Here is an 11,631-nt window from a genome sequence, read left to right as displayed (position 1 = left end):
GACCTCGACACCGTCGCCGGATACATCCGCGGCTTCCTCGGGCGAGTGACCACTGCGGCCGGATCCAGCGCCGCGATCACCGAATGACCGCAAGGACGCTCCCACCGCGAAGCATCGTTACGTCCTTTTAGGACGACCCCACTCGCCCACCGGAAGCACGATGCTGCGCGACGGCGTGATCGACGTCGGCGGCCAGCAGGTGGTGGTTGAGCGCGACGGCGGCTTGTGCTCCCGCGCCGGCAGCGTTGATCACCTGAGCCGGGCTGTCGACGACGTTGCCCGCCGCCCACACGCCGGAAACGCTGGTGCGGCCGGAAGAATCGACGCGGACCCAACCGTTGTCACCGACCTCGCATCCCAGCGCGGTCAACAACTCGTCGCACGGACGGAAAGAAGGCCCGACGAACACCGCGGTGCGCGGCACCACCGAACCATCGGCGAGTTCCACACTGGACACACCACTGCCGTCGGCCACGATCCGCGCCACATCGCCGTCGACGATGCGGACACCGCGCGCCGTGAGCCGCTCGCGCTCGTCGTCGTCCAGGACGATCCGGTGCGGGAAGAACACGACATCGTCCGACCACTGCCGGATCAGCTGCGCCTGGTGCAGGGTGAACGCCCGGTTGTCACCACCGATGACGGCCAGCGGGGCGTCGCGCACCTCGAAGCCGTGGCAGTACGGGCAATGCAGCACCGTCCTGGCCCACTGCTCGCGAAGTCCGGGAATCGCGGGGAGTTCGTCGCGCAGGCCGGTGGCCACCAGCAGCGCCCGCGCGGTCAGCTCTCCCCCGTCGGTGAGCCGCACCGCGAACCCGCGTTCATCGATCCGTTCGAGACCGTCCACCCGACCGGCGCGGATCTCGCCGCCGTAGCGCACGACCTCGTCCCGGCCGATCTTCAGCAGCTCCGCCGGTTGCATCCCGTCCCGGGACAGGAATCCGTGCATGTGCCCGGCAGGGGCGTTGCGCGGCTCGCCGGCATCGACGACGACAACCCGCCGACGCGATCGACCCAGCAGCACCGCAGCGGACAGCCCGGCGGCACCGCCGCCGACCACCACAACATCGTTGTCCAGCAAGCTTTTGCTCCACAGCTCGTCCGCGCGCACGCGGCCACCACCTCGCGTCGCCACCCACCGGGCGCGACGCCCACCTCGCAGGATCAGTACCCTGAACTACCGTAACAAGTAGTTCACCGGTTAACGAAAGTCATGCCGTGCTTCCTCTCCAAGCGCGCACCCAGGAACTGTGGGCCGAGCGCAATCCCGGCCTGGACACGTCTCCGATGGAGGTCGTAGCCCTGGTCAACCGCATCAACGCCGCGCTCGACCGCGCCGTCGAGCACGTCTACGACGGCGCGACCGTCACACCGGCCGAGGTCCGGCTGCTCGTTCCGCTGCGCCACCTCGACCAGCCCGTGACCGCGGCCCATCTCGCCGCGCAACTCGGCATGTCCCGAGCGGGCGTCAGCAAAACCCTGGCCAAACTCGACAAACGCGGCCTCATCACGCGCTCCGCCAAACCCGCCGACAGGCGGGCCACGCTCGTGAGCATCACCGCGGAAGCCGCGGACACCATCGACGCCCTGTTCCCCAGGGAACTCGAAGCCCATGCGGAAGTGCTCGCCGAGCTCGGGTCCGAACGCGAGGAAGTCCTCGCGGCCATGACCCGCTTCGCGGGTGCGATGGAGTCACGCCTCAACGCGGGACACTCGCGATGACATCGGATGAGCATGGAGCGCAAATGTCCACTGTGGCGCGTCTAGTGACGTCCGTTGAGGTGGACGCGGCAGAAAGGCCCGGAGGATTCGCCGTTTCGTTGCTGCACGAGGCAGAACTCGTGGACGGACGACGGGTGGTGCTCCTGGACGACCGGGGATGGGCGTCGTCCGGCGGCTGGGACACGACTTCGGCAACCGAGGTGCGCAGGACGGCACGCGCAGTGGTCGGACCCGACGAGCCACGTGATGGTTTCTCGCACGAGCAGGAGGAAGCAGCTCACTGGGCCTACCTGCGCGAGATCGCCCGGCGTCAAGGCGTTCCGGTCGAAGCCGCCGAACTCGAACGCGCGCCGCACGAGGTCCTGCTCAGCCATCGAGTGCGCTCGCTGCTCGACCCGGACCCGGCCGACTCCGGCTGAGCCGGTTCCGCGCCCTTTGCAACGTGGGACGGACGAAACCGATCGCTCGAGCCGATCATTCGGTTGACACGGCGTTGTCCTGGCTTTCGAGTGTGCGCGAGCCGAAGCTGTGGATCGCGCCGCCCGGCACGAGAATGGTCTCGCCCCGGGCCGCACCGGCAAGTGCCGCAGCACCGACGGGTAGTCTTGCACACGCAACACCGCTCGCGGCTGACCGACCGGAGCGCTGAGCCGCAGCGGGTGCGCTGCCGCCTCACAGGATCGGGCTGCCGCCGGTGACCGCGATGCGCGCCCCGGACACGTAGCTAGATTCGTCGGAGGCGAGCAGGACGTACACCGGCGCCAACTCCGCAGGCTGCCCCGCCCGCCCCAGCGGCACGTCCCGCCCGAAGTTCTCCACCTGTTCCGGCGGCATCGTCGCCGGAATCAGCGGTGTCCAGATCGGACCCGGCGCGACGCTGTTCACCCGGATGCCGCGGTCCCCGTACATCCGCGCCAGTCCGGCGCTGAAGTTCGCGATCGCCGCCTTGGTCGCGTCGTAGGGCAGCAGCGTCGAGGGCGGCATGTCCGAGTTGATCGACGTCGAGTTGATGATCGACGCACCCCGGCGCAGGTGCGGCACGGCCGCCTTGCACAGGTGGAACATCGCGTCCAGGTTCACCGCGACGGTGCGGTCCCACTCCTCGTCCGGGATGTCCTCCAAGCGGTGCCGGGTCATCTGGTGGGCGGCGTTGTTGACCAGCACGTGCAGCTCGCCGAACTCGCGCAGCGCGCGGTCCACCAGCTCGCGGCAGTGCGCCGGTTCGGCCAGGTCGCCGGGAGCCAGCACGGCCCGCCGACCGGCCTGTTCGACCAGGTCAGCGGTGGCGCGAGCGTCGTCGTGCTCGGAGAAGTAGGACAGCAGCACGTCGGCGCCTTCCCGCGCGAAGGCTATGGCCACCGCCTTGCCGATCCCGCTGTCCCCGCCGGTGATCAACGCGACCCGGTCCGTCAGCCGGCCGGAACCGGTGTAGCTGTGCTCGCCGTGGTCGGGTCGCGGGCGCATCGGCGCCTCTCGTCCCGGCGGCGTCTGCTGCTGACCTGCCATCTCGCGCCTCCCGTCCCGTCCGGCATTTCCCGGCGCGCGGACGTGGAAACGCCGCTGCCGGTCGTCCCGTTGGGGACGGGATCCGCACCACGAGTCACGCGGGCGCATCACATCAGCGGCATGACCCTCGCGATGTGGTCCGCGCTAGTGCTTGATGGCGCAGACGATCTCCGTGATCAGCTTCTCGGTGAGCCGCAGATGCGGAGCCCGCTCGATCATCTCCCGCGGGCGCAGGCCCATTTCGTTGAAGACCTGCACCATCCTCTCCTGCTGCGGAGTCCAGCGTTTCGCCGTCCTGGTGGGCGCCGGTCGGCGCCGCACGCTCCGGTTCCCGCTGCGGGCTCGGTCCCCCGCCTGGCCATGGCCGGCCGCACCGAGTGAGGTGTCCTTCTTGGCGTACTCGCCGTCGCGCATCTTCCGCAGCGCGTCGTCGACCTCACCGGCGGCCACGACTTGCGGGGCGCTCTTGTTGACCGCCACCTCGACGAGGCGCACACCCTTGAAGTTCTCCTCGACGCACCCGGGATTCACGCAGTACTCGTATCCCCACTCGACGCGATCGGCCGGCAATTGATCGCCACACGTGACGCAATGCACCAACGAACCCCATTCGAATCGTTGCTCGTAGAAGGCGGCCGCCCCGCCGCTGCCGGGATTCGGCGCAGCGCAGGCGGCAACTCCCGGGGACGACCGTAGACCTCCGCGCAACGAGCGCCCGCAGCCGGGAAATCGGGAGTTGCCGGTGTTTCCGGAGTTTTCCGCGCATTTCCGATTGACAGGAGTGGTGCGCGGATCCGCGCCCGTTCCGGCCGACGCAGCGCTTGAGACCGGTCGCGGGTGGCGTGCGGCGCATCTACCGGGTCATTTGACATGTCATTTTACCGATCGTAAGTTCAAACCATGGCAGAGCCGCTGCACGAGCAGCTCAGGCGTGCGCTCGAAGGGCGGATCCACGCCGGAGACCTGACTCCCGGCGCGCGGCTGCCGACGGAGAAGGAGCTGTGCGAGCAATACGGCGTCAGTCGCCCCACCGCCCAGCGAGCGCTCAACGACCTGGCCAAAGCGGGCCTGGCGGTGCGCCACCGGCGGCACGGGTCGTTCGTCGCCGATTCGGTGCGCCGGTTCAACCTGCTCAACTTCGTCGTGCCCGAGACCGCCGGGAAAGGCGTTCCGGGCAGGCACGAGGTGGTGTCCGCGCGAGTGGTCAGGGCTGCCGACGCGGTCCATCCACTGCCCGGCGCCGAGCCCGACGCGGCCGTGATCGAGCTGGTGCGCCGCAAGCTGGATCTGCTGGAACACGTGCAGTCCGTCGAGAAGCACGTCGTGCAGTTCGCGGCCGCACCCGACCTGCTGGACCAGGAGCTCGAAGAACTCGTCACGCTGGGGCACCTGCGTGCTCGCGGAGTCGAGGTGGACACGGTCCGGCTCTACCTCGACCCGGTCGTCCTCGACGAGCGCGACGCGCGGCTGCTCGACAGCACGCCGGGAACACCGACTCTGCTGCGGCGCAGGGAGTTGCGCGTTCCGGACGGGACCGTGATCGAGGTGGTCAAGACCCTCGTTCGCCCGGGAACCGCGGAATTCTTCGTGGAGCTGCCCGGATCGGCCGTCTGAGCCGTGTCCGTCCAATGTGGAAAGGAAGCGCGCATGAAGGTGATCGTGGTCGGCGCGGGCGTGCTGGGCGCCGGCGTCGCCAGGGCCCTGGCCGTCGCCGGTGCGGACGTCGAGCTGCTGGACCAGCGGGCAGCGGGCACCGGAACCACCGCGACCACGTTCGCCTGGACCAACGCCAACCGGAAGCACGATCCCGCCTACCACCGGCTCAACGTCGCCGGCATGGAAGAACACGCGGCCCTGGACGCGCAGCTGCCCGGTCCGCAGTCCTACTTCCCCAGCGGTGCGCTGCAATGGGCCGACGCCGCGAGCGAAGGGTGGCTCGCGAGCAACGTGGAGCGGCTGCGGTCGCTCGACTACCCGGCCCGCTGGGTTCAGCGAGCCGAAGCGGCCCGGATCGCGGGCGAACTCCGGATTCCGGCGGCCGCCACCTCGTTCGCGCACTTCCCCGACGAGGGCTACGTGCTGCCGGAGCGGCTGGTGGCGAACCTGCTGGCCGACGCCGAGCGGCACGGCGCCGAGCTGTTCATCGGCGAGGTCGTGGCGATCGAGGACAACGCCCGGGCAGCGTCGGTCAGCACGGCCGACGGGCGGACCTTCACCGGTGACCGCGTCGTCCTGGCATCCGGCCGCTGGACCGAACGACTCGCGGCAGGCGCCGGGATCGAGCTGCCCATGCTGACTGCCGCCGACCGCGGATCACCCGCGGTCGGGCTGCTCGGACACGTCCGCGCCCCCGAGATCGACCTGCGCTGCGTGATCCACTCACCGGGGCTCAACCTGCGCCCGGCGGCCGATGGGGGCGCCGTCGTGCAGGCGCTCGATCTCAACGCCGACGTCGATCCGGCCGACCCGCCGACCCGCACCGGACCGATCGCGGCCACGATCACGCAGCGGCTCGCCGACTTGCTGCCCTAGCGCGGCGGCACGCCGGACATCGACCTGCGGGTCGGGTTCCGGTCACTGCCCGCGGACGGATTCACGATCGCCGGCTGCACCTCGCCGCAGTCGCGGGTCTACTTCCTCGTCTCGCACAGCGGCATCACGCTCGCGCCCGCGCTCGGGCGCCTCGCCGCCACCGAGATCGTCACCGGCGGGCACCAGGACCTGCTCAGCACCTTCCGCCCCACCCGCTTCGCCGGGCGGCAACGGTCGGAGTACACAGTGGACCAGCACGCGACCCGCCTCGGCGAGCAATAGCCCGCGGTCGCCGTCACGCCAAGGACAGCTATGCAACGTCGCAACACTGCCCCCAAGACCGGCACGAACGGACTTTTCCGCGCGATCGGCGCGATCGAACGAGCGGGCAACAAGCTGCCGCACCCGTTCTGGTTGTTCTGGATCCTGGCCGCAGTGCTGGCCGTGGTCAGCCTCGTGCTGTCGCTGGCCGACGTCTCCGTCGTCCTCCCGCAGAGCGGCAAGGTCGTCGCGGTGCGGAACTTGCTCTCGCTGGACGGGATCGAGTTCGCCGCGAAGTCCGTCATGGACAACTTCGCGGAATTCCCGCCGCTGGCGATCGTGCTGGTGATGATCCTCGGCGTCAGCGTCGCCGAGCGCAGTGGCCTGCTCGAAGCGCTGCTGCGGAGCACCGTCGTGCGGCTGCCCGGGCGCTGGGTGACCTTCGCGGTCGCGTTCACCGGGATGATCGCGCACATCATGAGCGACTCGGCGTACCTCGTGATGATCCCGCTCGGCGCGCTCGCCTTCCGCGCGGCGGGACGCAGCCCCGTGCTCGGCGTGCTGGTCGCCTACGTCGCGGTCTCGGCCGGGTTCAACGCCAGCCCGCTGGTCAACCCCTCCGATGCCGTCCGAGCCGCCCTGACCGCTGCGGCCGCGCGGACGGTCGATCCCGGCTACGACGTCACGCCCGTCGCGGCGTACTTCTTCTCCGCGGTCTCCGCGGTGTTCCTCGCCGCGATCATCACGCTGGTGGTCGAGCTCGTGCTGGCGAAACGAGCGGAATTCTCCGCTCCGGCCGATGAGCCGGCAGGCGAGCACGACCCCGCGCGCATCCACCTCGCACCGGCCGAGCGCCGGGCGCTGAAGCTGACCGCGGTCGTGTTCACCGGCTACGTCGCCGCGATCGTGGCGCTGCTGGCGATCCCCGGATCACCGCTGCTCGGCGAGGACGGCAGCATCACGCGATCCGTTGTCATATCCGACATCAGCGTGTTCATCGCCCTGCTGTTCGCGCTGCTCGGCCTCGTCCACGGCCGCACGACGGGCACCATCCCGCGGATGTCCGCGGTGCCCCCGATCATGACCGAGGGCGTCAGCAAGATCGCTCCCGTGCTCGTGCTGTTCTTCGCCGCTTCGCAGCTGCTGGCCTACTTCACCTGGACCGGCATCGGCTCCGTGCTGGCGGTCAACGGCGCTGACCTGCTGCACTCGATGAACGCGCCGCACCTGGTGATCCTGCTGGCCATCGCCGTGGCGGTAGCCCTGATCAACATGCTGGTCACCAGCGGCTCGGCGATGTGGGCGATCCTCGCCCCGATCCTGGTGCCGATGATGATGTACCTCGGGGTCCGGCCCGAATCCGCGATGGCCACCTTCATGATCGGCGACTCGGTCACCAACGCCGTGACGCCGATGAGCCCCTACTTCGTGCTCGCACTGGGATTCGTCCAGCAATACCGCAAGAACGCGGGGATCGGCACGCTGATGTCGTTCACCGTGCCGATCGCCACCGCGTTCCTCATCGCCTGGAGCGCACTGTTCGCCGTCTGGTACTGGCTCGGCATCCCGCTGGGTCCTGGGATTCCCGTGCGGTGAACCCGGTGCGGCCGAGGCTGCTCGACGGCGCTACGCCTTGGCGCGGATCTCCTGCAACTGCGGGAAATACCAGCGCAGGATGGCGCGCAGGTGGTCCGCGTTCGCCCTGCCCCAATCGCGCTGCAGTTCGGCGGCCAGCGAGATCGCCGTGACCGGTTGCGCCCCCGCCTGCAACATCCGCTGCATCGCATTGTCGTGAGCATCGCGGCTGACGCCGCCGATGGCATCGGCGACCGGGTAGATCTCGTAGCCTTCGCCCAGCATGTCCAGCGTCGGGAAAGCCACGCAGACCTCGGTCCACAACCCGGTCATGACGATCTTCCTGCGGCCGGTCGCTTGCACCGCGGAACGGAAATCCGGATCCTCCCAGGAGTTGAGCGTGGTCCGGTCGATCTCCTCGGTGGCGGGCAGCGCGTCGCGCAGTTCGGGGATGGTGCCGCTGTTGGCACCCAGCTCGACACCGACGGTGCTGAGCACGACCGGCAGCTGGTAGGCATCGGCCGCGCGGGCCACGGCGGTCATGTTGAGCATCAGTTCGTCATGACCGAGCGACCCGACGGTGCCGACCTGCTCGGGCTGGTAGTCGATCACCACGAGTGCGGCGTTGTCCGGAGTGAGCAAGTGGTCATTGCTGCGGACGGGCGTTTCACCGGCCATGTCGGCCTCCTCGAAGACTGCTGCTGGGTGCCTCGTTGCCAACCGGGTGCCCGGACGCGCTCCCGGCGCCACCTCACGGATCAGGTGCGTTCCGGGCCCGGACCGGGTGGCGGGAGAAGACGGACACGCGGTTGAAGGCGTTGATGGTGATGGCCGCCCAGGTCACCAGTGAGACCTCGTCGTCGGAGAGCACCGTGCGTGCTCGTTCGTAGTCGGCATCGTCGAGGTGCTGCGCGGCCACCAGGGTCACCGCTTCGGCCAGCTCCAAGGCCGCTCGCTCGCGCGGGGTGAACAACTCGGTCTCGCGCCAACCCGGGAGCACGGCCAGGCGCTGGGTCGTTTCGCCGGCCTCGAGCGCGAGCCGGGTGTGCCGATCCAGGCAGAACGTGCAGGCGTTGAGCTGCGAGGCCCGGATGTTGACCAGTTCCAGCAGGATGCGCTCCAGGCCGAGTTCACGTGCCCGGTCGCGGACCTCGGCCGCGGTCGCGCTCAACGCCTTGAACACCGTCGGTGTCTGCTTGTCCAGGAAGATCCGGTCGGCCATCGGCTCATCCGTTCCGTTCGCGCACCGCGGCGAGTGCGTCCGGGGTGACCTTGTCGACGACGTCGTCGACCTCGTGGTGGCGTTCGAGGTACTTCTGCACGAACGGGCACACCGGCACGATGCGCAGCCCGGCTTCGCGGGTGTCGGCCAGGGCGCGCCCGATCAGGACGCTGCCGAGCCCGCGGCCGCCGAAGTCCTCGCCGATCTCGGTGTGGAAGAAGATGCGCTGCCCGCCGCGGTCGACATAGGCGGTGAACCCCGCCAGCCGGTCGCCGCTGGTGATCTCGTAGCGATCCCGATCGGTCGACCGGGCGACCGTGGCTTCAGCGGATTCCTCGGACATTGGTTCTCCTTCAGTTCGTCGCCGTCTCTTGGAGGAGCTGTTCGAACGGCACCGGATTCGCGAACGGGTCGTCCTTGCGCTGTGCCGGTTGCCGTTGCACGGCTGAAGCGAGCTCGCCCGCGGCGCGGGTGATCCGCTGGTTGAGGTCGCTGTCGTTGCCCCAGTCCGAGCTCGCGGCGTAGACGGCGGTGGGCACGACCTGTGCGCGCAGGTACGCCAGCAGCGGGCGCAGCGCGTGTTCGAGCACCAGCGAATGCCGCTCGGTGCCGCCGGTCGCACCGAGCAAGACCGGCTTGTCGTGCACCGATTCGGGTTCCACCAGGTCCATGAAGGATTTGAACAGGCCGCTGTAGGAGGCGCTGAACGTCGGGCTGACCAGGATCAGCCCGTCGGCGGCTTCGAGCTGTTCCAGCACCGGCCGCAGCCGCTGGTTCGGGAAGCCGGTGAGCAGGTTGTCGGTGATGTCGTGCGCGTGCTCGCGCAGTTCGACCACCTCGACCGTCGTCTCGGCACCCAGCTCGCCGCGGGCGGCCGCGGCGAGCCGGTCGGTCAGCAGCCGGGTGCTCGACGGCTGCGACAGGCCCGCGGAGATCGCGAGGATGTTGCTCATGCCGCACTCCCTTCCGGATCCTGGTGTTGTGCTTGCAGTCGGTTCTCGTGGGTGGGTGCCTCGGGCACGTGGTCGGGTTTGCGGGCGGCGAATTCCTTGCGCAGCACCGGAACGACTTCTTCGCCGAGCAGGTCGAGCTGTTCCAGCACGGTCTTCAGCGGCAGCCCGGCGTGGTCGAGCAGGAACAGCTGGCGCTGGTAGTCGCCGACGTAGTCGCGGAAGGACAGCGTGCGATCGATGACCTGCTGCGGCGAGCCGACCGTGAGCGGCGTTTCGTCCATGAACCGCTCCAGCGACGGGCCACCGCCGTAGACCGGCGCATCGTTGAAGTAGGGCCGGAACTCCTCGATGGCGTCCTGCGAGTTCTTCCGCATGAACACGTGTCCGCCGAGCCCGACGATCGCCTGGTCGGCCCGCCCGTGGCCGTAGTGCTCGTAGCGCTGCCGGTAGAGCTCGACCATGCGCTGGGTGTGCTCCTTCGGCCAGAAGATGTGGTTGTGGAAGAAGCCGTCACCGTAGTAGGCGGCCTGCTCGGCGATCTCCGGGCTGCGGATCGAACCGTGCCACACGAACGGCGCGATCCCGTCGAGCGGCCGCGGAGTGGCGGTGAAGCCCTGCAGCGGGGTGCGGAACTTGCCCTGCCAGTCGACCACGTCCTCGTGCCAAAGCCGGTGCAACAGGTGGTAGTTCTCGATCGCCAGCGGAATGCCCTGGCGGATGTCCTGGCCGAACCACGGATACACCGGCCCCTGGTTGCCCCGGCCGAGCATCAGGTCGACGCGCCCGCCCGCCAGGTGCTGCAGCATCGCGAAGTCCTCGGCGATCTTGACCGGGTCGTTGGTGGTGATCAGCGTCGTGGCGGTGGACAGGGTGATCCGCTCGGTCGCGCCGGCGACGTAGCCGAGCAGCGTCGTCGGCGACGACGGCACGAACGGCGGGTTGTGGTGCTCGCCGGTGGCGAACACGTCCAGCCCGGCCTCTTCGGCCTTGCGCGCGATGGTCACCATCGCCTGGATCCGCTCGGCCTCCGATGGGGTGCGTCCGGTCGTCGGGTCGGGCGTGACGTCGCCGACCGTGAAAACCCCGAACTGCATCTCGATCACGTCTCCTTCAGATTTTAAGTAATCGGGAGAACGGTGCCCGGGCAGGCACTATTCCCGGGGAGACGCACGCCACGCCGAAGCCGGGTCGTGCGGGAGGTCAGGAGTGCGGGCCGTCCGCCTGCCCGCCCGAGCCGTGCAGGCGGGACCGCAGGCGGCTGAACACACCGGCGAGCACGTCCAGCTCGCCCTCGCCGAGATCATCGGTGAACAGCGCCTGCACCGTCGCGACGTGATGGCGATCCGCCGCGCGCAACGCTTCGAGTCCGGTCGCGGTCAGCACCGCGTTGTTGACCCGCCCGTCCTCCGGCGCCGGTTGCCGCAGCACCCAGCCGCGCCGCTCCAGCACCTTCACCTGGTACGTCAGCCGGCTCGGCGAGAACACCAGCCGCGCTGCCAGCTCCCCCATCCGCAACCGGTGCGCCGGACTCTCCGAGAGCACCAGCAACACGTGGTAGTCCATCAGGCTCATCCCGGCAGCGGCCCGCAGGTCTTCGTCGAGCCGGGTCTCCAGCAGCAGGCTCGCCTCGATGTACGGCCGCCAGGCGCGCTGCTGCGGCGAACCCTGCCAAGTCACCATGCCGGCGAGCTTAGCAACTATTTCAACCGGTGAAATACTGCCGGTTCAACAACGTCGCTGCGCACTTGCCCGCAACAGCGGCACCAAATCGGGCTCGGCGGCCGCACCGCCGCCGAGCCCGAACCGCGAATCAGCGCTCGGCGATGCCGAGCCTGCCGTGCTCGCCGATCAGGCGGCCCT

General features: G+C 69.2%; 14 protein-coding genes. 5 read left to right on the top strand and 9 right to left on the bottom strand.

Going from position 1 to position 11,631, the window contains the following annotated elements; all coding sequences use genetic code 11:
* Positions 1 to 127: 127 nt before the first annotated feature.
* A complete protein-coding gene (locus tag IJH84_RS10510; protein ID WP_295143334.1) occupies positions 128 to 1,111 on the bottom strand; it encodes an NAD(P)/FAD-dependent oxidoreductase in 984 nt (327 codons plus the stop codon).
* Between the two features lie 107 nt (positions 1,112 to 1,218).
* Between IJH84_RS10510 and IJH84_RS10505 the strand changes: the two genes are divergently transcribed.
* Together IJH84_RS10505 and IJH84_RS10500 are read left to right on the top strand one after the other, a co-directional pair.
* Positions 1,219 to 1,722 carry a MarR family transcriptional regulator gene (locus IJH84_RS10505; RefSeq protein ID WP_295143331.1) on the top strand — a complete coding sequence of 168 codons (504 nt, stop codon included), beginning with the start codon at positions 1,219 to 1,221 and terminating at the stop codon, positions 1,720 to 1,722.
* A 98-nt stretch (positions 1,723 to 1,820) separates the two neighbouring features.
* Positions 1,821 to 2,141: a hypothetical protein gene (locus tag IJH84_RS10500; protein ID WP_200071771.1), complete on the top strand. Its 321-nt coding sequence runs from the start codon at positions 1,821 to 1,823 to the stop codon at positions 2,139 to 2,141.
* A 253-nt stretch (positions 2,142 to 2,394) separates the two neighbouring features.
* On the opposite strand, the gene IJH84_RS10495 is transcribed toward IJH84_RS10500, so the two are convergent.
* Both IJH84_RS10495 and IJH84_RS10490 read right to left on the bottom strand, forming a co-directional pair.
* Positions 2,395 to 3,228: an SDR family oxidoreductase gene (locus IJH84_RS10495; RefSeq protein WP_295143328.1), complete on the bottom strand. Its 834-nt coding sequence runs from the start codon at positions 3,226 to 3,228 to the stop codon at positions 2,395 to 2,397.
* A gap of 144 nt (positions 3,229 to 3,372) precedes the next feature.
* Complete coding sequence (locus IJH84_RS10490; RefSeq protein ID WP_295143325.1) at positions 3,373 to 3,759, bottom strand: hypothetical protein; 387 nt, start codon at positions 3,757 to 3,759, stop codon at positions 3,373 to 3,375.
* A 369-nt stretch (positions 3,760 to 4,128) separates the two neighbouring features.
* On the opposite strand from IJH84_RS10490, the gene IJH84_RS10485 reads away from it, so the two are divergent.
* The 3 genes from IJH84_RS10485 to IJH84_RS10475 all read left to right on the top strand — a co-directional run bounded on the left by IJH84_RS10485 (position 4,129) and on the right by IJH84_RS10475 (position 7,617).
* Positions 4,129 to 4,842 carry a GntR family transcriptional regulator gene (locus IJH84_RS10485; protein WP_295143322.1) on the top strand — a complete coding sequence of 238 codons (714 nt, stop codon included), beginning with the start codon at positions 4,129 to 4,131 and terminating at the stop codon, positions 4,840 to 4,842.
* 33 nt (positions 4,843 to 4,875) lie between these two features.
* Positions 4,876 to 5,760 carry an FAD-binding oxidoreductase gene (locus tag IJH84_RS10480; RefSeq protein WP_295143319.1) on the top strand — a complete coding sequence of 295 codons (885 nt, stop codon included), beginning with the start codon at positions 4,876 to 4,878 and terminating at the stop codon, positions 5,758 to 5,760.
* Positions 5,761 to 6,072: 312 nt separating this feature from the next.
* On the top strand, positions 6,073 to 7,617 hold the full coding sequence (locus IJH84_RS10475) for an AbgT family transporter (protein WP_295143316.1): 1,545 nt from the start codon (positions 6,073 to 6,075) through the stop codon (positions 7,615 to 7,617).
* Positions 7,618 to 7,647: 30 nt separating this feature from the next.
* Here the strand turns inward: IJH84_RS10475 and IJH84_RS10470 are convergent, their stop codons facing one another.
* From IJH84_RS10470 to IJH84_RS10445, 6 genes are all read right to left on the bottom strand, one after another.
* Complete coding sequence (locus IJH84_RS10470; RefSeq protein ID WP_200071777.1) at positions 7,648 to 8,274, bottom strand: hydrolase; 627 nt, start codon at positions 8,272 to 8,274, stop codon at positions 7,648 to 7,650.
* A gap of 73 nt (positions 8,275 to 8,347) precedes the next feature.
* Positions 8,348 to 8,818, bottom strand: a complete 471-nt coding sequence (locus IJH84_RS10465; protein WP_295143311.1) for a carboxymuconolactone decarboxylase family protein — start codon at positions 8,816 to 8,818, stop codon at positions 8,348 to 8,350.
* A 4-nt stretch (positions 8,819 to 8,822) separates the two neighbouring features.
* The gene (locus IJH84_RS10460; RefSeq protein WP_295143308.1) at positions 8,823 to 9,161 is read right to left on the bottom strand and encodes a GNAT family N-acetyltransferase; all 339 of its coding nucleotides are present in this window, start codon (positions 9,159 to 9,161) and stop codon (positions 8,823 to 8,825) included.
* A gap of 10 nt (positions 9,162 to 9,171) precedes the next feature.
* Positions 9,172 to 9,771, bottom strand: a complete 600-nt coding sequence (locus IJH84_RS10455) for an FMN reductase (RefSeq protein WP_295143305.1) — start codon at positions 9,769 to 9,771, stop codon at positions 9,172 to 9,174.
* Positions 9,768 to 10,865, bottom strand: a complete 1,098-nt coding sequence (locus tag IJH84_RS10450) for an LLM class flavin-dependent oxidoreductase (RefSeq protein WP_295143337.1) — start codon at positions 10,863 to 10,865, stop codon at positions 9,768 to 9,770. Before IJH84_RS10450 ends, IJH84_RS10455 begins: the two co-directional genes overlap by 4 nt.
* Positions 10,866 to 10,971: 106 nt before the next feature.
* Positions 10,972 to 11,451: a MarR family transcriptional regulator gene (locus tag IJH84_RS10445; protein WP_295143303.1), complete on the bottom strand. Its 480-nt coding sequence runs from the start codon at positions 11,449 to 11,451 to the stop codon at positions 10,972 to 10,974.
* Between the last annotated feature and the right edge of the window lie 180 nt (positions 11,452 to 11,631).

Origin of the sequence: Saccharopolyspora sp. (assembly GCF_017434145.1) — a bacterium.
GTDB lineage: Bacteria > Actinomycetota > Actinomycetes > Mycobacteriales > Pseudonocardiaceae > Saccharopolyspora_C > Saccharopolyspora_C galaxeae.
This window is presented reverse-complemented; position numbering and strand designations above follow the sequence as displayed.

Excerpts from the sequence above, each read along its gene's own strand:
- IJH84_RS10460 (WP_295143308.1), bottom strand. The coding sequence starts at position 9,161 with ATGTCCGAGGAATCCGCTGAAGCCACGGTCGCCCGGTCGACCGATCGG.
- IJH84_RS10480 (WP_295143319.1), top strand. The coding sequence starts at position 4,876 with ATGAAGGTGATCGTGGTCGGCGCGGGCGTGCTGGGCGCCGGCGTCGCC.
- IJH84_RS10455 (WP_295143305.1), bottom strand. The coding sequence starts at position 9,771 with ATGAGCAACATCCTCGCGATCTCCGCGGGCCTGTCGCAGCCGTCGAGC.
- IJH84_RS10495 (WP_295143328.1), bottom strand. The coding sequence starts at position 3,228 with ATGGCAGGTCAGCAGCAGACGCCGCCGGGACGAGAGGCGCCGATGCGC.
- IJH84_RS10465 (WP_295143311.1), bottom strand. The coding sequence starts at position 8,818 with ATGGCCGACCGGATCTTCCTGGACAAGCAGACACCGACGGTGTTCAAG.
- IJH84_RS10470 (WP_200071777.1), bottom strand. The coding sequence starts at position 8,274 with ATGGCCGGTGAAACGCCCGTCCGCAGCAATGACCACTTGCTCACTCCG.
- IJH84_RS10485 (WP_295143322.1), top strand. The coding sequence starts at position 4,129 with ATGGCAGAGCCGCTGCACGAGCAGCTCAGGCGTGCGCTCGAAGGGCGG.
- IJH84_RS10450 (WP_295143337.1), bottom strand. The coding sequence starts at position 10,865 with ATGCAGTTCGGGGTTTTCACGGTCGGCGACGTCACGCCCGACCCGACG.
- IJH84_RS10475 (WP_295143316.1), top strand. The coding sequence starts at position 6,073 with ATGCAACGTCGCAACACTGCCCCCAAGACCGGCACGAACGGACTTTTC.
- IJH84_RS10445 (WP_295143303.1), bottom strand. The coding sequence starts at position 11,451 with ATGGTGACTTGGCAGGGTTCGCCGCAGCAGCGCGCCTGGCGGCCGTAC.